General features: G+C 67.8%; 14 protein-coding genes. 8 read left to right on the top strand and 6 right to left on the bottom strand.

Annotated elements, in window-relative coordinates; all coding sequences use genetic code 11:
* Positions 1-18 precede the first annotated feature (18 nt).
* Genes HMPREF1868_RS04975 through ffh form a run of 5 tightly spaced genes read left to right on the top strand, consistent with a single transcriptional unit; the run spans position 19 to position 6,908 of the window.
* On the top strand, positions 19-261 hold the full coding sequence (locus tag HMPREF1868_RS04975) for an acyl carrier protein (RefSeq protein ID WP_062530986.1): 243 nt from the start codon (positions 19-21) through the stop codon (positions 259-261).
* 14 nt (positions 262-275) lie between these two features.
* Positions 276-992 carry a ribonuclease III gene (gene rnc / locus HMPREF1868_RS04980; protein ID WP_009279314.1) on the top strand — a complete coding sequence of 239 codons (717 nt, stop codon included), beginning with the start codon at positions 276-278 and terminating at the stop codon, positions 990-992.
* Positions 993-1,023: 31 nt separating this feature from the next.
* Entirely contained in the window at positions 1,024-4,563 is a 3,540-nt protein-coding gene (smc, locus tag HMPREF1868_RS04985; RefSeq protein WP_062530988.1) for a chromosome segregation protein SMC, read from the top strand.
* The gene (gene ftsY, locus HMPREF1868_RS04990; protein ID WP_009279312.1) at positions 4,563-5,468 is read left to right on the top strand and encodes a signal recognition particle-docking protein FtsY; all 906 of its coding nucleotides are present in this window, start codon (positions 4,563-4,565) and stop codon (positions 5,466-5,468) included. Before smc ends, ftsY begins: the two co-directional genes overlap by 1 nt.
* A 3-nt stretch (positions 5,469-5,471) precedes the next feature.
* The gene (gene ffh, locus HMPREF1868_RS04995) at positions 5,472-6,908 is read left to right on the top strand and encodes a signal recognition particle protein (protein ID WP_062530990.1); all 1,437 of its coding nucleotides are present in this window, start codon (positions 5,472-5,474) and stop codon (positions 6,906-6,908) included.
* Positions 6,909-7,033: 125 nt separating this feature from the next.
* On the opposite strand, the gene HMPREF1868_RS05000 is transcribed toward ffh, so the two are convergent.
* On the bottom strand, positions 7,034-8,584 hold the full coding sequence (locus HMPREF1868_RS05000) for a L,D-transpeptidase family protein (protein WP_062530992.1): 1,551 nt from the start codon (positions 8,582-8,584) through the stop codon (positions 7,034-7,036).
* Between the two features lie 95 nt (positions 8,585-8,679).
* Between HMPREF1868_RS05000 and HMPREF1868_RS05005 the strand changes: the two genes are divergently transcribed.
* The gene (locus HMPREF1868_RS05005; RefSeq protein ID WP_062530994.1) at positions 8,680-9,501 is read left to right on the top strand and encodes a TrmH family RNA methyltransferase; all 822 of its coding nucleotides are present in this window, start codon (positions 8,680-8,682) and stop codon (positions 9,499-9,501) included.
* 164 nt (positions 9,502-9,665) lie between these two features.
* On the opposite strand, the gene ftsH is transcribed toward HMPREF1868_RS05005, so the two are convergent.
* The 3 genes from ftsH to HMPREF1868_RS05020 form a co-directional block, all read right to left on the bottom strand.
* The gene (gene ftsH, locus HMPREF1868_RS05010; protein WP_062530996.1) at positions 9,666-11,561 is read right to left on the bottom strand and encodes an ATP-dependent zinc metalloprotease FtsH; all 1,896 of its coding nucleotides are present in this window, start codon (positions 11,559-11,561) and stop codon (positions 9,666-9,668) included.
* Between the two features lie 225 nt (positions 11,562-11,786).
* A complete protein-coding gene (locus HMPREF1868_RS05015) occupies positions 11,787-13,730 on the bottom strand; it encodes a fructose-1,6-bisphosphatase (RefSeq protein WP_082719542.1) in 1,944 nt (647 codons plus the stop codon).
* 402 nt (positions 13,731-14,132) lie between these two features.
* Complete coding sequence (locus tag HMPREF1868_RS05020; protein WP_062530998.1) at positions 14,133-15,122, bottom strand: acyl-CoA synthetase family protein; 990 nt, start codon at positions 15,120-15,122, stop codon at positions 14,133-14,135.
* 816 nt (positions 15,123-15,938) lie between these two features.
* Between HMPREF1868_RS05020 and ileS the strand changes: the two genes are divergently transcribed.
* Together ileS and lspA are read left to right on the top strand one after the other, a co-directional pair.
* Positions 15,939-18,749: an isoleucine--tRNA ligase gene (gene ileS / locus HMPREF1868_RS05025; protein WP_062531000.1), complete on the top strand. Its 2,811-nt coding sequence runs from the start codon at positions 15,939-15,941 to the stop codon at positions 18,747-18,749.
* A 10-nt stretch (positions 18,750-18,759) separates the two neighbouring features.
* Positions 18,760-19,266, top strand: coding sequence for a signal peptidase II (gene lspA, locus HMPREF1868_RS05030; protein WP_062531002.1), 507 nt, complete (start codon positions 18,760-18,762; stop codon positions 19,264-19,266).
* Between the two features lie 109 nt (positions 19,267-19,375).
* On the opposite strand, the gene HMPREF1868_RS05035 is transcribed toward lspA, so the two are convergent.
* Both HMPREF1868_RS05035 and HMPREF1868_RS09580 read right to left on the bottom strand, forming a co-directional pair.
* Positions 19,376-20,530, bottom strand: coding sequence for a glycosyltransferase family 2 protein (locus HMPREF1868_RS05035; protein ID WP_062531003.1), 1,155 nt, complete (start codon positions 20,528-20,530; stop codon positions 19,376-19,378).
* 98 nt (positions 20,531-20,628) lie between these two features.
* Positions 20,629-21,756 carry an ABC transporter ATP-binding protein gene (locus HMPREF1868_RS09580; RefSeq protein ID WP_082719543.1) on the bottom strand — a complete coding sequence of 376 codons (1,128 nt, stop codon included), beginning with the start codon at positions 21,754-21,756 and terminating at the stop codon, positions 20,629-20,631.
* Positions 21,757-21,762 lie beyond the last annotated feature (6 nt).

The following is a 21,762-nucleotide window of genomic DNA, read 5'->3' on the forward strand; positions in this document are numbered from 1 at the left end:
CTTGGTCGAGGAGGATCCATGGAGCGTTCCGACATACTGGCGAAGGTCGTCTCCCTCACGGCGGACGAGCTCGAGGCGGACGCCGCGGGCCTGGACGAGTCAACCGAGTTCAAGAGCCTGGGGGCGGATTCCTTCGACCTGCTCGAGCTCGTCACCGCCTTCGAGGACGAGTTCGGCTCCACCCTCGACGACGACTCCCTGCAGAAGATCCAGACCCTGGGCGACGCCGTCGACGCCATCGCCAGCGCCCTGGGCGCCTAGGGAGGCACGCTCACTTGAAGTCCCACAAGCAGGTGGCCCGCCTCGAGGAGATAGTGGGCCACCACTTCGCTGACCAGAACCTCGCCACCTCGGCGATCACGCATCCCTCCGCGGTGGAGAACAAGCCCGTGTCGGCCTCGTACGAGCGGCTCGAGTTCCTGGGTGACTCCATACTCGGCGCCATCGTCGCCACCGACCTCTTCGAGCGCTTCCCCCGTATGGACGAGGGTGAGCTCACGCGCCTCAAGATCTCGCTCGTGTCGGGCAAGATGCTGAGCGCCGTCGCCGACGAGCTCGGCATAGGGGAGGTCATCGTCTTCGGCGAGTCCGAGCGCGGGACCGGCGCCCGGGGGCTGCACTCCGCCCTCGAGAACGTCTACGAGTCCATAGTCGGGGCCCTCTACCTCGACGCCGGCTACGACGCGACGCACGAGTTCGTCTCCCGCACGCTGGCTCCGCACATGTCGCCGGAGCTTGCGGAGAGGCCCCTCTCGCCCAAGTCGAGGCTCCAGGAGGTGACCCAGCGCGACCTCCGCTGCGCCCCCGAGTACAAGCTCGCCGGAGAGCGCGGTCCCGCGCACAGCCCCACCTTCACCTCGGTCGTCCTCGTGGACGGCGTGCGCATGGGCAGGGGAGAGGGAAGCTCCAAGAAGGAGTCCGAGTCGGCCGCGGCGCTGGATGCCCTCCAGCGCATGGGGCAGCTGCCCGCCTCGGGCGGCGAGAAGAACTAGCGGCCCTGCGCCTGGAAGGGATTCTTTCGACGTGTATCTGAAGTCGCTCACGCTCAAGGGGTTCAAGTCCTTCGCGGACCGCACCAACATGGTCTTCGACCCCGGCCTCACCGTCGTGGTGGGCCCCAACGGCAGCGGCAAGTCAAACATATCCGACGCCATCCTCTGGGTCCTGGGCGAGCAGAGCGCCAAGATGCTCCGCGGCCAGGCCATGGAGGACGTCATCTTCTCGGGCTCCTCGGGCAGGGCCGCGGTGGGCCTCGCCGAGGTGACGCTCGTCCTCGACAACGTGGACCACACCCTTCCGATCGACTTCTCCGAGGTCGCCGTCACGCGACGCATGTACCGCTCGGGCGAGTCCGAGTACCTCATCAACGGCGCGCCCTCGCGCCTGCGCGACATCACGGACATCCTGCACGACTCCGGCCTGGGCAAGGACACCCACTCCATCATCAGCCAGGGCAAGCTCGACTCGATCCTGGCGAGCCGGCCCGAGGAGCGGCGCGAGCTGGTCGAGGAGGCGGCGGGCATCAGCAAGCATCGCCGCCGCAAGGACCGCTCGGAGCGCAAGCTCCAGGCGATGCAGGACAACCTGACCCGTGCCAAGGACATACAGCGCGAGATTGGCCGCCAGCTCAAGCCCCTCGAGCGACAGGTCGACAAGGCGCAGAGGCACCGCAGCATCACGGGCGAGCTCTCCACCCTCACGACCACGCTCGCCGTGGACGACCTCCGCCAGCTCCAGCAGCGCTACCAGGCCCTCGCCGACCGCGGGCGCGAGGCCGACGCCGCGGTCGAGCTTGCTCAGTACCGCCTGGACGAGAGGAACGCGGAGCTCGAACGATACCAGTCCCTCCTGGAGCAGAAGGGCATCTTCGTGGGGGACCTGGGCGAGCAGCGCCGGCGCATGCAGGACCTCCTGGGCCGTATGGACTCTGACATGCGCCTCTTGGAGGAGAAGGGCCGCAACATGGTCTCGCGCCTCTCCGAGACGCGCCGTGGCCTCTCCGCCCTGGAGCGCCAGCGCGTTGATGCGGCGGCCGAGCTGGAGCGCGTCACGGGGGAGCTCCTCGAGGCCCGCGCCCTCGCGGACGACCTGCGCGGCAAGGTGGCGGAGCTCGGCCCCGCAGCAAAGGAGGCGAAGGAGCTCCGTCGCTCCCTCGGGTCCAGGCAGGCCCAGCTGACCGCGGACCAGAGGGCCGCCCAGCGCGAGGCGGACCAGGAGACGCTCGCCTACGCGAAGCTGAGCGACCAGATCTCGAACGCGCAGGTGGAGGACCAGATGTTCGAGAGCCGCCTCGCCCAGATCGAGGATGGGGTCGCCACCGCCACAGAGTCCCTCTCCGAGCGCAGGGGCCGCAGGGAGGAGCTCGAGGGCGCGCTCGCCTCCGCCCGCGAGGAGGACGCCGCGCTCGCAACGCGCATCAATGGCTGCAAGGACGAGCAACGAGACGCCCGCAAGGCGGAGAACGACGCCCGCCACGCGCTCTCGGACGCGCGCGCCCGCCTCTCCGCCCTCGAGTCCGTGGACCGCCAGGCGCAGAACTCGAGCGCCCTCGTCGGCTCCCTCTCGGCCGGAAGGCTGTCTTCCACCATCAGGTACCGCGTGGCAGACCTGGTCGAGGCCCCCTCCGAGCTCGAGGGCCTCGTCGAGTCCCTTCTGGGGGACGACCTGGGAGGCCTCGTCGTGAGCACGGGGGAGGAGCTCGTCGCCCTCGCCCGCGAGGCCGCCTCCAGCAAGGCGAAGGGGCGGGCGTCCCTGCTCTCGCTCGAGGGTCGCGGGCGGGAGCTCCCCGGCGACGGCCTTCCCGGCCGCTCGCTCCTCGCCGAGCTCGTGCCCCTGGCCGGCGCGGAGGCGCTCGTGGCGGGGCTCCTGGGAGACGTGCGGCTCGTGGACGACGTCGCGTCCGCCATCGAGGCGCATGCCAGCCATCCCGAGGCCTGCTACGTGACGGCGGAGGGGGCGATGGCGCTTCCCGACGGACGCGTGGTAGTGGGCAACGCCTCCACGGCCGAGCAGGGCGCCCTCGAGCGCAAGCGCCGCATCAGGCAGCTCCGGGGCGACCTGCCCCGGCTCGAGGGGACGCTGGGGAAGGCCAGCCAGGCCGCCCAGGACAGCGAGCTGCGGCTCCAGGAGGCACGCGAGGCGAGCGCCAGGGCAAAGGGCGAGGTCGCGCGCCTCGCGGGTGAGCTCTCGTCCGTCACGGGCGAGCTCGGACGCCTGGAGGCGCAGCTGCGACAGGCCGAGTCCGAGCGCGCGCAGGTGACCAAGGGCCGCGAGGCCGCCGCCCAGAGGGCGAGCCGGGCCCGCGAGGAGGTCGAGCGCCACAGGGCCGCGGCCGACGAGGCGACGGCCCGGGCCGCCAGCCTCGGCGAGGAGCTCGAGGAGGTCTCCGCCCAGCGGCAGCGCGCCTCGCGCGAGGAGTCCGACGCCGAGGGCAGGCTGTCTGACGCCCGCCTCAAGCTGGCGACCGTCTCCGAGCGGCGCAACCACCTCGCCGTGCGCGAGGAGGAGCTCTCGCGCCAGCTCGCCGACCTCGACCGGAGGCGGGGGACCATGGAGCGCAGCGCCCGCGCACTTGACGTCCTCCAGCTGAGGGTGGAGCCCCTGCACGGGCGCTACGAGGCCGTCCGCGAGCGGGCACTCGCCTGGGCGGCTCGCCTCAAGGACCGCGCGTCGCTTGCCGAGGCGGATTCCGACTCCCTCAAGAAGACCATCTCGGACGCACGCGAGGCGGTGGCACAGGCGAGCCGCGAGCTCGACGCCGCACGGGAGTCCTCGGGCGAGGTGAAGGTCGAGTCAGGCAAGATCGAGGTGCAGGTCCAGAACGCCATCCAGTCCATAGAGGGTAGCGGCTGGGGCCTCGACGACGCCCTCCGGCTCCCCGAGCCCGACGACCGCGCCCAGATGGAGCGCGACGTCGCCCGGCTCAAGGGTGACCTCGCCCACATCGGCCCCGTCAACGAGGTCGCCATGGACGAGTACGAGAGGCTCAAGGAGCGCGCGGACTACATCGGCGAGCAGGTCGAGGACCTCGAGAGCGCCCGCAAGTCCCTGCAGAAGATCACCGCGGCGATCGAGCGCAAGATGCGCCGCCAGTTCCTGGTGGTCTTCGACCAGGTGAACGCGAACTTCTCCGAGATCTTCTCCCTGCTCTTCCCGGGCGGCCACGCCCACCTCGAGATGTGCGACCCCGACCACCTGGACGAGACGGGCATAGAGATCGTGGCCCAGCCGCGCGGCAAGCGCATCCAGAAGATGACGCTCATGAGCGGCGGCGAGAAGTCCCTCACCGCGCTCGCCCTCCTCTTTGCCGTCTACAAGACCAGGACGGTGCCCTTCTACGTGTTCGACGAGGTTGAGGCCGCCCTCGACGACTCCAACCTCTCCAAGTTGCTCGACGCCATCGAGCGGCTCAAGGACTCCACCCAGCTCATCGTCATCTCGCACCAGCGCAGGACGATGGAGCAGGCGGACGTCCTCTACGGCGTGTCAATGCAGGCCGACGGCGTGAGCCATGTGGTGAGCCAGCGCCTCGACCGTGCCAGCGGAAAGGTGGTGGAGGCCTGATGGGTCTTCGCGACAGGCTGCGCGAGGGTCTCACCCGCTCGCGCGAGGCGATATCCGAGATCTTCTACATGGGCGGCGAGGTGGACGAGGAGTTCTGGGAGGAGCTCGAGGATCGCCTCGTGATGGGTGACATGGGGGCGGAGGTGGCCATGCAGGTCACCGACGACCTGCGCGAACAGGCCGCGCGCGAGGGCCTCAGGACCTCCCGACAGCTGAAGGAGGCCCTCGCCCAGCGCATAGCGGGGGAGTTCGCGCATGCCGAGCGCGACCCCTTCCGGGACCTCCCGTCCTGCGTCCTCTTCGTGGGCATCAACGGGGCGGGGAAGACCACCACGGTGGGCAAGCTCGCCGGCGTCGCCCGCTCGGAGGGGCGCTCCTGCCTCGTGGGAGGCGCCGACACCTTCCGTGCCGCCGCGATCGAGCAGCTCCAGGTCTGGGGCGAGCGCGCGGGGGTCGAGGTCGTCACGCGGGAGCGCGGCGCCGACCCGGCGAGCGTCTGCTATGACGTGATCGAGAGGGCCGAGCGCGAGGGCTGCGACCTCGTGCTCATCGACACCGCAGGCCGCCTGCACACCTCCCCCGAGCTCATGCGCGAGCTCCAGAAGGTGGTCAAGGTGACGCGCAGGCGCGCGGGCATGCCCGTCTCGGTCGTGCTCGTCATAGACGCCACCACCGGGCAGAACGGCCTCGCCCAGGCCAAGGAGTTCAACGAGGCCCTCGAGCTCGACGGCCTCGTGGTGACCAAGCTCGACGGCACCGCCAAGGGCGGCATCGCCGTCGCCATATCGCATGACCTTGCCCTCCCCATCCTGCGCATAGGCGTGGGCGAGGGAATCGACGACCTCCAGAGCTTCGACGCGCTCGAGTTCTCGCGCGCGCTCGTGGGCGAGGGAGAGGGGGAGTAGACGATGTTCAACAGCCTTTCCGACCGCCTCCAGGGAACCTTCGACAAGCTGCGCGGCAAGGGCCGCCTCACGGAGGACGACATCAACGTCGCCATGCGAGAGATCCGCATGGCCCTGCTCGAGGCGGACGTCAACTACCGCGTCGTCAAGGGCTTTGTGGCGGCGTGCAAGGAGAAGTGTCTGACCTCCGAGGTCATGGAGTCCCTCACGCCCTCGCAGAACGTGGTGCGCATCGTCCTCGACCAGCTCACGCAGCTCCTGGGCTCGACCGAGTCCAAGCTCGTCCTGGCGCAGAACCGCACGCCCAACGTGATCATGCTCGTGGGCCTGCAGGGCTCGGGCAAGACAACGGCCGCGGCGAAGCTCGCCTACCTGCTCAAGAGGCAGGGTCACAGCCCCCTGCTCGCTGCCTGCGACACCCACCGGCCGGCCGCCGCCGACCAGCTGGCGACCCTGGCGGGAGAGATCGGCGTCGGCGTCTGGCGCGGCGATGGCAAGGATGCCGTCCAGGTGGCCTCGGGAGCCATCCGGCAGGCCGTCGACCACCTCAACGACATCGTGATCGTGGACACGGCCGGCCGCCTGCAGATCGACGAGGAGATGATGCAGGAGGCCGTCGACATCAAGGCGGCCGTCAAGCCCGACCAGATCCTCATGGTGGTCGACGCCATGGCCGGCCAGGACGTGGTCAACGTCGTCTCGACCTTCGCCGAGCGCGTCGACTTCGACGGCGTGATCATGTCCAAGCTCGACGGCGACGCCCGTGGCGGCGGCGCGCTCTCGGTCCGCGAGGTCACCGGCAAGCCCATCAAGTTCGTCTCGATGGGGGAGAAGCCCGACTCCCTCGAGGTCTTCCACCCCGACCGCATGGCCAAGCGCATCCTGGGCATGGGCGACGTCGTGGGCATCATCGAGCAGGCCCAGCAGGTCGCCGACCAGCAGCAGGTCGAGGACGCCGAGCGCATGCTCCGCGAGGGCTTCACCATGGACGACTACCTCTCGCAGCTGCAGCAGATCCGCAAGATGGGCGGTCTCAAGAAGATGATCGGCATGCTGCCCGGAGGAGAGCGCATGCTGCAGCAGGCGGGCGGCCAGATGGGCGACGAGCAGATCGTGCGCATCGAGTCGATCATCCGTTCCATGAGCAAGGAGGAGCGCCTCAAGCCCAAGAAGATCAACGGCCAGCGCCGCAAGCGCATCGCCGCAGGGTCGGGCCGCAGCGTCCAGGAGGTCAACCAGGTCCTCAAGCAATGGGGCGAGATGAACAAGATGATGGGCAAGATGCGGCAGATGACGGGGGCTGCCGGCATGGGCTCCAAGAAGTCCATGCGCCAGATGCGCGGGATGATGCGTAACATGGGCATGGGCGGCGGCGTGGGAGGCATGGACCTCTCGGCGCTCCAGAAGATGTACGGTGGCAAGGGCGGTCGGAAGTTCTAGCGCCATTCGCCGCAGACAACCCGGTCAAGGAGGGCCGCGCTTCGGACCGTTGGGTTCCGGGGTGCGGCCTTTTGCTCGTCTAGGTTAGCTGTGCGAGAGGTACCAGCGCCCCTCTCGCCAGGCGACTAGTAATGCACCACCACGACGTCTCCGACCTTGGCCAGGTCGTACAACTCCTCTGCCTTCGCGCTGGGGAGGTTGATGCAGCCGTGGCTGCCGTCGGTCTGGTAGATGCTCCCGCCGAACCGCGAGCGCCAGCTCGCGTCGTGGAAGGCGTAGAGGTTGTCGATGAAGGGCACCCAGTAGCTCACGTGGCTGACGTAGTCCGGCTCCCCGTCGTGGTCCTCGTCGATGCCCTTGAGGGTCTGGTTGGTCCCCATGTGGGAGTTGACGGAATAGACGCCCTCCGGGGTGCCGTGGTCCTGGCTCGTGTTGCCGGAGACGAAGTCCGACTCCCAGACGAGGCTACCGCCGTCATACATGCGGGCGTGCTGGTTCGTGAGGTCGACGTCGATGTAGCGGTCCCCCCAGTCGGCGGCGCCACGCTTCCCGTACTGCGCGGCGGTGCTCGACCAGGGGAGCTCGACGGAGGTGGCGCTGCCGGCCCTCACGTTCTGTGCGAGGGTTTCCGCGAGCTCGGTGCCGTTGAGGTTCCAGCCGTAGCGTCCGCCACTCACCTTGATGGTGACCCCGTCGGGACGCGTGTACGTGCGCGTGGTGCCCACCGTGTCGAGCTGGCGCGAGAGCTCGCCCGTGGTCCAGGCCTTGATAGCCTCATCGTCCAGGGTGACGGAGAGGTCGTCCTGGACGTGGACCCACTCGGCGATCCTGCCGGCGTCGACCGTTGCGACGGCATTGCCGTCGACCGTGAGGGTCTGAGTCGCGGCGAGGTAGGAGTTGGCAGTCTTGACGGCCTCTGCGAGCCGCCCGTCGCCCGAGAGGATGCTGGGCTGCGCGAGCGCCGACTCGTCGAGCGCAAGCGATGTAGCGCCCTCCTTAAGCGCGGAGCCGACGGCCTTGGTCACGCTCGCGGCGTCGAGGGCCGTTCCCGCCTTCTCGGGGCTCACCACGAAGCCGGAGCTCGTCGGGTCATAGCCGACCGAGGCGTTCACGGGCTGGGTGGCATGGGCGTTGACGGCGTCCACGGCCTTTCCCACCAGCCCGTCGAGCTTGGACGCGTCGAAGGAGGCCTGGGGCCGCACGTCCACCTTGCTGCCCCTGATCGCGGCGACGGGCCAGGCCCAGGCGTTGGTCTGCGCGAGCGCGTCGCGGGCGAAGGCGTCGACGTCGCAGCTGAGGTCCACGTCCGACGCCGAGACCTTGAGGTCGAGTCCCTCGCCCGACACGGCGAGCGCGTAGCTGCTGGTGGCGACGGTCTGCTGTCGGGCCACGGAGGCCGGCGTCTCGAGCGAGACGTCGACGCCGTTGACCGAGGTGTTGGGCATGAAGACGTTGGACCAGACTGCGACGCCGCCCAGGTAGACCGCGGCGAGACCAGCCACCACGGCGGCCGCGACCTTGGGGGCGCGGCCGGAGCCACCCCTGCCGGGGGTCTCGTCCTGGCGCGTCGGCCCGTCGGCGGGGGAGAAGTGCGAGCCGATCCTCGAGCGGCTGAGGGAGCTCAGCGCCGGGTCGGGCACGAAGGGTGTCGTCTTGGGGTCCTCTTGCAGGCTCATGGCCTCATCCCTTGGTACGTCGTCATTTCCTGCTGCATGGGTAGGGAGTAATAGTACCCTTCGGCTAGGGCATTCTACCAATGGAGGGCGCAACGATGGCAATTCTTCGCATGGCGACGGAGGGCGACTCGCGCCTCGACCCCTACCTACGACTCACCGACCGCCAGCTCAGGAGCCTTCGCGACGAGTTGGAGGCAAGGTGCGTCCTCGAGTCTCTCAACGTCATCGAGCTGGCCGTGGGAGAGGGCCTGGAGCTCGAGTCCGTCCTCGTGGACGAGAGGCACCTGGGCACCCTGCTCGGGCGCGTCCCGCAGCTCGAGGAAGCCGGACTGCCCATCTACTGCTGCGACCGGGAGCTGCTCCAGGACGTGACGGGCATCAGCAAGTCGAGGGGATATCTCGCGGTCGCCCGCAGGCCCCGGCCCCTCTCCGCCGCCGAGGCGCTCTGCGGGGCGTGTCGCGTCGCCGTGCTCGAGAGCCTGGTCGACATCACCAACGTCGGCGCCCTCTTCCGCTCCGCGGCTGCCTTGGGGGTCGACGCGATGCTCCTCTCGCCCAGCTGTGCCGACCCGCTCAACCGACGCGCCATCAGGGTGTCCATGGGAACGGTGTTCAAGCTTCCCTGGGCCGTCGCCGAGGGCGACTGGCCCGGAGACGCCTTCGACGTGCTCCGCTCCGAGGGCTTCCACGTCACGGGCATGGCGCTCGTGGAGGGCGCCCTGCGGCTCGACGACACGTCGCTCAAGGAGCACTCGCGCCTCGCGCTAGCCTTTGGCAGCGAGGGCTGGGGGCTCAGCCGCGAGGCGCTCGCCGCCTGCGACGACTGCGCCATCATCCCGATGTCCGCGGGCGTGGACTCCCTCAACGTGGCTGCCAGCAGCGCCGTCGCCTTCTGGGAGCTCTGCGCGAGGCGCTAGGCTCGTCCCCTCCCCACGCTCCTCCATCCGCACGCCGCCCTCGCGCCGGACCTGGAGGAGCGTGCCGACAGAAAGGGCCCCGCCCTCTCCGAATAGGAAAGCGTGGGCTTGATGCTCTTCGCTTGCCGATCGGAGAGGGCGGGGCCTGGGATTGGAGCGTTGCGCTAGTCCTGCTGGTACTTGGGCGCGAAGCCGTCGTCGCGGTTGAGGATGTTCATGAACTCCTCGCCGGTGATGGTCTCCTTCTTCTGCAGGTAGTGCGAAATCTCGTGCAGCTTGAAGCGATTCTCGCGCAGGGTCCTGAGGGCGGTCTGGTGGCCCTCCTCCACGAGCGCGCGCACCTCCTCGTCCACCTCGCGGGCGGTGCCCTCCGAGCAGGTGAGCTGGGAGCCGCCACCCAGGTAGCGGTTGGTCGTCTCGCCCAGGGCGGTCATGCCGAACTTGTCCGACATACCCAGCTGGGTCACCATCGCCCGGGCGATCTTGGTGGCCTTCTCGATGTCGTTCGCGGCACCTGAGGTCATGTGGCCGAAGATTAGCTCCTCCGCCGCGCGCCCGCCGCAGAGCACGGCGATGCGCTGCTTGTACTCCTCGCGGGTGGTGAGGTAGTGCTCGTCCTCCTCCGCCTGCATGGTGAAGCCCAGGGCGCCCGAGGTGCGGGGCACGATGGTGATCTTCGAGACGGGGGCCTTGCCGTCCTGCACGGCGGCGACGATGGCATGGCCGGTCTCGTGGTAGGCGACGACCTCCTTCTCGTGCTCCGAGAGGACCGTCGACTTCTTCTTCTCGCCGGCGATGACGGTGTCCACGGACTCCTCGATGTCGGTCTGGGTGACCTTCTTGCGTCCCATGCGCACCGCGCGCAGCGCCGCCTCGTTGATCATGTTGGCGAGGTCGGCCCCCGAGGCGCCGGGGGTCTGGCGCGCCACGGCGCCGAAGTCGACGCCGCCCTCCATCTTCACGTCGTTGGCGTGGAGCTTGAGGATGGACTCGCGGCCCGCGAGGTCGGGGAGCTCGACGGGGATGCGGCGGTCGAAGCGGCCGGGGCGCAGGAGCGCCGGGTCGAGGGAGTCGGGACGGTTGGTGGCGGCGAGCACCACGATGCCCTTGTGGTTGTCGAAGCCGTCCATCTCGGCCAGGAGCTGGTTCAGGGTCTGCTCGCGCTCGTCGTTGGTGCTCAGGCCCGCGTCACGCCTCTTGCCCACGGTGTCGATCTCGTCGATGAAGATGATGCAGGGCGCCTTCTCCTTGGCCTGCTTGAAGAGGTCACGTACCTTGGCGGCGCCGCGGCCGACGAACATCTCGACGAACTCGGAGCCGCTGATGGAGAAGAAGGGCACCTTGGCCTCGCCGGCGACGGCCTTGGCGAGCAGGGTCTTGCCGGTGCCAGGAGGGCCCACGAGCAGGGCGCCCCTGGGGCAGCGCGCGCCGATCTGGTTGTACTTCTCGGGGCTCTCGAGGAAGCTCACTATCTCCTCCAAGGACTCCTTGGCCTCGTCCTGGCCGGCGACGTCCTGGAAGGTTATGCCGGTCTCCTCCCCCTTGACCTCCTTGGCGCCGGAGCGCCCGAGCCCTGCGCCTCCCAGGCCAAAGCCACCGCCGAAGTTCATCGAGGGTCCGTCCTCGCCCATGGACTTCTTGAGCCTGCGGTTGAGCAGCCAGCCGCCGCCGAAGATGAAGAGCAGAGGGAGGCCATACGAGAGCAGCAGGTAGAACCACACGCTGGAGCTCTGGTCGGGGATGTTTGCCGATATGTCGACGTTGTGCTGTCGAAGCTTGTCAACCAGCGTCGAGTCGCCGGGGAACTGCGTGGTCTCGTATATCTTCTCGCTGTCGCCCTCCCCGGTGGTGAAGCGGATCTTGCCGTTCGAGGTGTCGAGCTGGAGCTGCCTCACCTCGTCCGAGTCCACCATCCCGAGGAACTGGCTGTAGCTGACGCTGGTCACCTGGCTGCTCACGATGCTGGGGTAGAGCGTCGTCCGAACAGCGATGGCCAGGGCGATGGCGATGACCATGTAGAGGATCATCGACTGTCGCTTCTTCCTGTTGTCCATCTCCATCTGGCATTTCTCCTTCTGCCGTGCCTCTGGGCGCGTGCTGGTGTTCGAGCCGTGATTCCCCCGTCCCCTCGCGAGGGGGCGGTTCTGCTTTAGATACCCAAGTTGGGGCGCTTCACTCCCGCTCCACAGGAAGTGGGGCGGGGGAGAGGCGCCTTCCCCCTGCCGCGGAAGCAGGTCGCATGCGAGGCGCATTCGTGCCGGGATGCGGGCCCTCTCGCCTTCGCCCTAGGGGCGCTTGCCCTCGCCCATGCGGCCGGAGCGGTAGGCGTCGAGGAGGCGAGAGAGGTCCTGGATCTGCGCGCGAATGCTGCGCCCGGTGTCGGTGTCGTCGATCTTGAGGGGACGGTCGGCCTGCTCGATGACGGTGACGTCGCTCTCTATGTCCGCGTTCTGGTCGAGTGCCGCGTCCACGCCCTGGAAGGGCTCGTGCGCCTTGATGCGCATGCCGCCCGCGCCGAAGATGAGCGTGTAGCCCGCGATGCCGGTCTTCTTGTGGTAGGCATGGCAGAAGCCGCCGTCTATCACGAGGAGCCTCCCCTCGGCGCGGCAGGGGCTCTCGCCCGCGCGCGCCCTCACGGGGGTGTGGCCGTTGATGATGTGCGAGTGCCTCCCGGTGAGTCCGAACTCCGCGAGCACGCGCTCGCAGACCTCAGGGGAGTTGGTCAGACGGTAGTAGGGGTCCTCCGGCTCCTCCCACGTCGCGCGGTCGGCCACGAAGGTGCGCTCGAAGGTCTTGACGACGCGGCCCGAGAGCGGGGAGTGCCGGCCGCACCAGAGGTACCACATCCAGTCCAGCGCGGGCTGGTCCCCCCGCGTCCACGCGCGGCGCGCGATGCGGTCGCAGAAGTCCATGTACCCGCGGCCCGCGTACTTGACGCCCTCGCCCGTGACGGTGCTGGGGCGCCCGTCCTCGTCGAGCGGCAGGCAGCCATGGAAGAGCAGGTTGCCGTTGCGCACGAGGTAGAGGCTGCCGTGCTCGTAGAGGAAGGCGACGTGGCGACGCAGGCGGTCGCTCGCGCGGAAGGACTTGACCAGGCCGCGCACGACCTCGGCCTCCTCGGGGTCGAGCTCGTAGGGGTGGGCCGTGTTGATGGTGGGGAAGTCGCAGGTCCTGAGCTCGTGCTCCTGTCCGCCGATGGCCACCGTGCCGTCCACCACGTCGATCTTGTCCAGGAGCAGGCGGTTCTGCATGCCGAAGTCGGGGTGCCTCTGGATGAGCTGGCCCTCGAGCTTGAAGAGGATCACGCTGATGGCCTTCTCCATGGGGGAGATGACGTCATAGTCCACATAGGTCTTCTCGGCGAAGAGGGCGAGCTGGCGCAGGCTGATGCCATAGGCGCTCTCGAGCACCTCGAGGGTGCGATAGCGCACGTTGGCGCGGACGACGGCGGCCACGCAGGCCTCGGAGCCGGCCGCCGCGCCCATCCAGCAGATGTCGTGGTTGCCCCACTGGATGTCGAGCGAATGGTAGGCCATCAGGCGCTCGATGATCTTGTCGGCGTGCGCGCCCCGGTCGAAGAGGTCGCCTACCACGTGCAGGTGGTCGACGGCGAGTCGCTTGATGAGCGAGCTCAGCGACACGAGGAAGTCATCGGTGGAACCTGTGCCCACGATCGACGAGATGATCTGCTCGTGATACTCGTGGCGGCTCGTCTCTCCCTGGCCGGAGGCGTGCAGCAGCTCGTCGATGATGTAGGCGTACTCGACGGGCATCGCCTTGCGCACCTTGGAGCGGGTGTAGAAGCCCGAGAGGTAGCGGGCAAGGCGCACCAGGCGGAAGAGCGTCGCCGCATACCACTCGTCGGTGTTGGCGCCCGCCGCGCGCACGCGGGCGAGCTTCTGCTTGGGATAGTAGATGAGGGTGCAGAGGTCGGCGCGCTGGCCGCTCCCGAGCTCGGTCGCGAAGATGCGGTCCACCTGCTCGCGGATGACGCCGGAGCAGTTGTTGAGGATGTGCTCGAAGGCTTCGTCCTCGCCGTGGACGTCGCTCATGAAGTGCTCGGTGCCCTTGGGCAGGTTGAGGATGGCCTCGAGGTTGATGATCTCGGTGAAGGCCGAGCGCATGGTGGGGAAGTTCTGCGAGAGGAGCCTGAGGTAGCGGAGGTCGTCAGGGCCTCCGTGAGCCTCGTCCGCCGTCGTGCCCGTCGGTTCCAGAGCCTCGCCTGCCAAGGTGTCCCGCCCTTCTCCCCGTCGCGGCCGCGCCAGCTGGGACGAGGCCGCGGAACTCTTGTGCCATGTGCCCATCGTTGGGGACGGCGGCGTCTCTTTCAATGCGCAAGCTGTGGATTTCCGTGCGTGGTAGCCTTGCGTGCCACCGCCGAGTCAACCGCGCGTCCGCCCGTGGACCGGGTCCCGCTCTTCATACCGTCTGGCATGCAAGCGCCAAGTCGCAACACGCACTCCCAATCTTGCCTCCATGGACAAAACGACGCTTTAATGCTGGAAAGAATGTCCACGATTGCAAGATCTATCTGTCCTGCCCACAACCTCTGGCCTGCGCGCGATTCCTTCTGCCTGTCGCGTCGTTGCGCCCGCACTTGTCCGGTGCCGCGGCCGGAGTCCGCCGTCACCTCAGGAGTGTCGTGCGTCGCGTGCGCGGCGCCTTGGTGGCCAGATCCGTCGCGTGTTCAGCAGCCACGTTCCGATGCACGTCCTTTGCCAGCGCTCCTTGTAGCGCCTTCTGTGCGCTCTACCTGCGTTGGTGTCGTGGTCACGGGGGATTCCGAAGCGATCAAGGAGCTGCTTGAAGAACGCGATGTCGAGAACGTCTGCGTACGAGAAGCGCATGACGGCCGCGCCAGTGGCGCTCAGCCTCGACTCGCGGAGGCGCTCTGCGGCAAGCACCTCGATGGCACTGCGGCCCTTCGTCATTTGCGGGTTCACGTACTTCTCGCGCCCGTCCAGCTCGCCGGCGACCCTGTTCCCATCCGGCAGCGTCCAGAGGAAGTCGACCCGGTAGTCGCGTCCGGGGGCGAACGGGTCCGGCACCTCGGCCTGCAGCTCCGGAAGCTCGAAGCCGAGCTCGATCATGGTTGCTCGGGCGATGGATTCCCCACCGCTCTCGGCGCGGCCATCTGCGTGCCGAGCGATTGAGAGCGCGCGACCAATGTCACGCTCGCCATGGTGGTGGGCCACGATCTGGTCCATGAAGGCGTCGCGGTCCATGCCTGTTTTTCTGAGATATGAGTCTGCCAGTGCGAGCCCGTCGCGAAACCCCATGCGCCTCAGGCAATCGAAGGCGCATCTTTCCGGCGAGGTCACGCGCATGTCGTCGACAACCATGACGCGTCCTGGCCGTATGGGGTGGCGGCGTAGGCCCGTCCTGCTCGCCACGGGTGCCGTGAGGGAGGTCGCCAGGTGCAGGACGTCTGCCTCGCGCCATGACACCGAAAGCCCGTGGGCGATTGCCGCAGACGCCTCGCAGAACACCCAGCGTGGATGCCTTGCGCACATGCCGCGCATCGTCCACCTGCAGCGGTCAAGGGCGTCGAGGCCATCCCAGGTCGCCTTGCGAGCGAAGTAGCCAGGTTGCGGGCTGGTCACCTTTCCACTCGCGCACATCCGCCGCAGCTTTCGCGAGTCAGCCCCTCCCACCCACACGGCGGCACGACGTGACTCTCCCTCATCCAGCAGCCGTTCCACCCGTCTCGTTGCGCTCTTCGACACCTCGTCCCCCGCTCGTACGGCGCCATCTGTGGGCCGTATGCTCGCATGTTTGAAAAAAGTCTGCCTAGCTGCACTTGTCCTGCCGCTTGCGCACCACCTGGCGCCGCTCGCCGCACATACTCCTCGCAGACCGCGACGTCATAGTGCAGCCAAGGCACGCCATGGCTCCTCTCGCTCGCCGCATCTTGCAGACGTGGACGATGCGGGTGCGAATCGGTCAGAAAAGCGTCCACGATCGCAAGATTGACCATGCGAGTAGCGGAGGGTTGCCAGACGAGGCACGACATGGCCATGCCGTCTTGCGTACCGCCGGCGTGGAGGGTCCGTTCGCCCGCGCATTGCTACCGCCTGCGTGCTATCATCTCTCCCATCAAAAGCTGTGAAGGGGAAGAGTACCCGGGGCAGCGTGGCCAACAGAGAGCGACGAGGCTGAGAAGTCGCGACCACGTCCCGGAGAACATCACCCCGGAGCCGCGGCCCCAAAGCGGGCGCGACCGGCAACGGGTCGCACGCTCGCGAGTAGGCGCCGTCGGAGTGGCCGCCGTCACAGGCCAGCCGAGTTTGGCGGATTTCCGCTCGCTGGGTGGTTACAAGCGAAGTGTCGTGCGAGCGCTTCGTCCCAGCAGGAGGGACGGGCGCTTTTTTCATGCGTCCGGAGGGGACGCACCCGCGGCGCGCGGGGGCGAAGGGCACGAGAGGAAGGGCGCGAGCGTGGCAAACGAGTACAAGAAGACGATGAACCTCCCCAAGACGGGGTTCCCCATGAGGGCGGGCCTGGCCCAGAACGAGCCGAAGCGCCTGGCCGAGTGGGAGGCCAACGACGTCTACGGGCAGATGCTCAAGAAGAACGAAGGCCACGACAAGTTCGTGCTCCACGACGGCCCTCCCTACGCCAACGGCCCCATCCACCTGGGACACGCGCAGAACAAGATTTCGAAGGACATCATCAACCGCTACTGGTCCATGCGGGGCTACCAGACCCCCTACGTGCCCGGTTGGGACTGCCACGGCCAGCCCATCGAGCACAAGGTCGAGGAGATGCTGGGCACCGAGAAGTTCAACCAGCTTCCCACGGAGAAGATCCGCGAGCTCTGCCGCAAGATGGCCGTCGAGCAGGTCGACACCCAGCGCCAGGGCTTCAAGCGCCTGGGCGTCCTCGCCGAGTGGGACAACCCCTACCTGACCTACGTCAACGACTATGACGCCACCGACGTGGAGATCTTCAAGGCGATCTTCGACAAGGGCGCCATCTACCGCGGCCGCAAGCCCGTGCACTGGTGCACCCACTGCCACACGGCGCTCGCCGAGGCGGAGATCGAGTACTCCGACGAGGTCTCGCCCGCCATCTTCGTCCGCTTCCGGATGACCACCGCGCCAGCCGGCCTCGAGCCCTATGCCGACTCGCTCTTCGTCGACATCTGGACCACGACGCCCTGGACGCTTCCTGCCGACGACGCCGTCATCCTCCATCCCGAGGCGAGCTACGTCGCCGTGCGGGTCGACGGCAGGGTCGAGCTCATGGCAGAGGCCCTGCAGGAGAGGTGCTGCGCCAAGTTTGGCTACGAGGGCGTCGAGCTCGTGCGCGACGCCGACGGCGAGCCCTGGCACGCGACGGGCACCGAGCTCCAGGGCAACCGCTACAGGCAGCCGATCTTCGGCGACCAGGGCGAGGAGGGCGTGTTCATCTTTGCCGACTACGTCACCCTGGACGACGGCACTGGCATCGTGCACAGCGCCCCCGGTCACGGCGTGGACGACTACAACGCCGGCATGCGCTTCGGCGTGCCCGTGGTCATGCCCGTCGACGACGACGGCCGCTTCTACGTGGGAGACGGCATGGGGACCGGCGGCCCCTGGGGCGGCATGGAGGTCAACGAGGCCAACCCCAAGATCATCGAGTGGCTCGACGAGCGCGGCGCGCTGATCCTCCACGAGGACATCAACCACAGCTACCCCCACTGCTGGCGCTGCAAGAACCCGGTCATCTTCCGTGCCACCAGCCAGTGGTTCGTCTCCATGGACAAGACCGGCCTCAGGAGGCAGGCGCTCGAGGAGCTCTCGCACGTCGACTTCTATCCCGCGCACTCCGTCAAGCGCATCGGCTCCATGGTCGAGGGCCGTCCGGACTGGTGCATCAGCCGCCAGCGCAACTGGGGCGTGCCCATCCCCGCCTACACCTGCCAGGACTGCGGCGAGACCGTGATGAACGACCAGACCCTCGACGCCGTGATCGAGCTCTTCCGCGAACGGGGCTCCGACTGCTGGTTCACCGAGGACCCCGCCAGCTACCTGGGCGACGCCTGCGTCTGCCCCAAGTGTGGAGGGCACCACCTCAAGGCCAACAAGGACATCCTGGACGTCTGGTGGGACTCCGGCGTGAGCCACACCGCCGTCTGCCGTCACCGCGACAACCTGCAGTTCCCCGCGGACATGTACCTCGAGGGCTCCGACCAGCACCGCGGTTGGTTCATGAGCTCGCTCATGACCTCCGTCGGCGCGTATGGCGTGGCCCCCTACAAGTCCGTGGTGAGCCAGGGCTTCACCCTGGACGGCAAGGGCCGCAAGATGTCCAAGTCCCTGGGCAACGTGATCGACCCCAACGCCGAGTGCGACACCCGCGGCGCCGACATCCTGCGCCTCTGGGTCTCGTCCGTCGACACCTCGACCGACGTCCCCTGCGACGACAGCATCCTCGAGCACGTGGGCGACGCCTACCGCAAGATCCGCAACACCCTCCGCTTCCTCCTGGGGGAGCTCGAGGGCCAGTTCGACCTCGTGGCCGACGGCCTGCCCGTCGAGGGGCTCCTGCCGTACGACCGCCTCGCCCTCGCCCGCATGTGCCAGGTGCACGACGAGGTCTCGCGCGCCTACGAGGGCTACCGGTTCAACGTGGTCTACCGCACCCTGTACGACTACATCATCACCGAGCTCTCCAACGACTACCTCAACGCGACGAAGGACCGCAGCTACTGCGGCGCCCCCGGCAGCGTCGAGCGCCGGAGCGCCCAGACCGTCTGGTCGTACGTCCTCTCCATGCTGGTCCACGACTTCCAGCCCATCCTCGCCTACACCACCGACGAGGCCATGGCGTTCTTGCCCGAGTCCCTGCGCGACGGCCAGCGCTACGCCGCGCTCCTCGACTGGTTCCAGGCACCGATGCAGGCGTCAGAGTACGAGCCGCTCCTCGCCACGTACCAGGCGATGGTCGACGCCCGCGGCGCCTTCACCAAGGCCTATGACGAGGCGCTCGCCTCCGGCGTGGTGAGCGAGAAGACCACCCAGGCCACGCGCGCCGAGCTCACCCTGACCAAGGACGCCTTCGCGCTCCTCGCAGGCGATGGCGCCCCCGACCTCGCCGAGGCCTTCGTGTGCTCCGAGGTCTGCGTCCACGAGGGAGAGGCGCTCTCCTGCGAGGTCCTTCCCGCCAACGGGGAGAAGTGCCCCCGCTGCTGGAACTGGCGCGAGCTGGGCGAGGATGGACTCTGCGCGCGCTGCTCCTCCGTCGTCGGCGCGACAGAGTAGGAGGGCTGACGTGGACGCCACGAGGCCCCTGTCCCGTCGCGGAATGCGCTCCGTGGCCTTCCTCCTTGCTGTGTGCCTCGTCGTGGTGGTCGACCAGGCGGTCAAGGCCGCGGTGCGCGCCCTCTATCCGGTGGGGGAGGGAGAGACGCTGATTCCCGGCGTGCTCGACCTCCTGCACGTGGAGAACACGGGCGCCGCCTTCAGCATGGCGCGCGGCATGGGCCCGCTGCTGGTGGTCATAGCCATCGCGGTCCTCGCCGGCTGCGTGGCCCTGGTTTGGAGGGAGGACATCCCGCTGCCCCTTGCCGTTGCCATCGGCTGCGTCGCCGGTGGGGGAGTGGGCAACATGATCGACCGCCTCTTCCAGGGCTCGGTGACCGACTTCCTCGCCACGCGCTTCGTGGACTTCCCGGTGTTCAACGTCGCGGACGTCTTCGTGACCTGCGGAGTGGCCGTCTCCGTCGTGGGCTACTACCTCTGGGACCTGAGGGGGGAGAGGGGCCCCTCTGCGACGTAGGCCGTCGAACGGTCATGCCAGCGAAGCGCAGGGCCCGCAGCCATGTGGCTGCGGGCCCTGCGCTTCACATGGTCTTGCGACCTGGGCGGCGCGTCCCTCTCCCCGCATCCTAGATCGAGGCGGAGTGCGTGGACGTTGGCTTGACGAGGCCCTTCTCCGCCGCGCGCCTGCGGGCGAAGATGCCCAGGCGCGAGAGGGCGAAGGCAGGTCCGTTGGTGCACCAGCTGTAGAAGAACTCGCCCACGAGGCTCCTGAGGTAGGGGAGGTCGCTGAAGGGGACCGGCTCGTAGCCGGAAAGCCTGAAGTAGGTGCGCTTGAAGGAGCCCGAGAGCGTGACTATCGATGCCACGACCTTGGGGTCCATGCGCCTGAACATCTGGCTGATCCACTCCCTGACCTCGGGGACCTCGAGCCCGAACTCGTCGATGGCGGCACCCGCGTAGCGGAAGCCGATCACATAGAAGGACCTCAGGATGCCCTCGTCGGTGACGCCGCAGCGCTCGATGACGTCGGCCATGTCGTTCCAGCGCTCGAACGAGAGCCCCGCCTTCCTGAGCACCGACGAGGAGCCGGGAAGGTCCTCTCGGTAGCAGTAGAAGGGCTCGTTTATGTAGACGATGGACTTGGCCAGGACGCAGGTCTGGATCAGGAAGGGATTGTCCACCCAGCCGGCGCCGGGTACCTCCATGAAGCGTATGTCGTTCTGCGTCAGGAAGTCGCGCCGGTAGATGGCGGACCAGATCGAGGGGTGGTGCTGGATGAGGCGGGGGCAGTCCGCGAGCGTGAAGGGCTCGTCCTCGGGCTTGATGCGACCGTAGTAGGAGCACATGTAGAGGTGCTCCTGCGGGGTCGTGGGCATCCAGACACGTATGTAGGGCGTCTTGACCATGTCGGGCAGGCCGTGGCGCTCGGCGCACTCGAACATGACGTCGAACATGTGGGGGCGCAGGTAGTCGTCGGGCTCCAGGATGCCGACGTAGGTCCCGCGCGCCTCGGAGATCCCGCGGTTCATGTTGGCGCCGTAGCCCGAGTTCTCCTTGTCGATGACGCGCACGCGGGGGTCGCGCGCCTCGTGCTCGCGCATGATGGCCAGCGAGCCGTCGGTGGAGCCATCGTTCACGACGATGACCTCGAGCGAGCAGCGGTCATTTGCCTCGAGCGAGCTCAGCGCCTGGTCCAGGAAGGCCTCGGTGTTGTAGCAGGGAACGATGACGCTGACGTCGATGCCGTCCTGCGCCGTCCACGTCGGGGCCACGTCTGTCATGCTCTCTTCCGTTTCTGGGCGAGGCGTCGCCCGGTCGCTTCCAAAGGAATTCGAAGGCGAGGACGTCCGCGCCCTCGCCTGGTGCGCGCGTCTAGCACCTAGCCGGCCAGCCGCTTGTAGGCGTCGCAGACCTCGTCGGTGGGGCCCACCATCCGCATCTTGCCCTTCTCGATCCAGCAGACGCGGTCGCAGATGCGTTCCACCAGGTCGATGGAGTGGCTCACGAGCAGGACGGTGACGCCGTCCGACTGGACGAGCTCCTTGATGCGGCGCTCGCACTTCTTCTGGAAGAGGAAGTCACCCACGGAGAGCGTCTCGTCGACGATCAGGATGTCGGGCTCGGTGATGGTCGCGATGGAGAAGGCGATGCGCGCCACCATACCGCTGGAGTAGTTCTTGAGCGGCATGTCCATGAAGTTCTGGAGCTCGGCGAACTCGACGATGTCCTGGAAGTGGGCGTCGATGAACTCCTTGCGATACCCCAGGAGTGCGCCGTTGAGGTAGATGTTCTCCTTGGCCGTGAGGTCCATGTCAAAGCCCGCGCCGAGCTCGATGAGGGGCGCGATGGTGCCCGTGACCTTGCAGCTGCCCTCGCTGGCGTCCAGCACGCCCGCGATGATCTTGAGCATGGTGGACTTGCCGGAGCCGTTGGTCCCCACGAGGCCGAAGGCCTCGCCGCGCTTGACCTCGAAGTCGATGTGGTCGAGCGCGCGGAACTCCTTGAACTTGAGCTCGTGTCGGGCGAGGGCGAGGAAGTACTCCTTGAGTGAGTTGAACTGCTCGGACGCGATGTTGAAGATCATCGAGACGTCTTTGACCTCGACCACGCTGGGCGCGTCCGCCGAGGGCAGGGGAGGCCTCCTGAAGCTCTCGTCCTCCTGGACGGTGACCCAGCGCGACGCCTCCATCACGACACCCGTGTGCTTGTGCCGCACGCTGACGCAGAGCCAGAACGAGCCGGTCTGCGGCGGGATGAAGCCCCATTGGGACTGGTCGTCGTAGACGCCGGAGCTGCCGTGGAGCGGCCCGTCCTCCTCCACGTCGAGCGACCAGCGATAGCGGAACTCGAGGTCCGTCCACTCCACGGCTCCCTCCACGTGGGCTGTCGCGAAGATGGGGGTCGCGTCGTCGACCGTGTCGGCCGAGAGCTTGAGGGTCACGCCCCAGCCGGACCCCTCGGGGCTCGCTGGCGTCGCGCCGGAAACGTTGCTGCTGGTCTCGGACACGAGCTG

This window comes from Olsenella sp. DNF00959 (assembly GCF_001553055.1).
Classification (GTDB): Bacteria; Actinomycetota; Coriobacteriia; order Coriobacteriales; family Atopobiaceae; genus Olsenella_I; species Olsenella_I phocaeensis.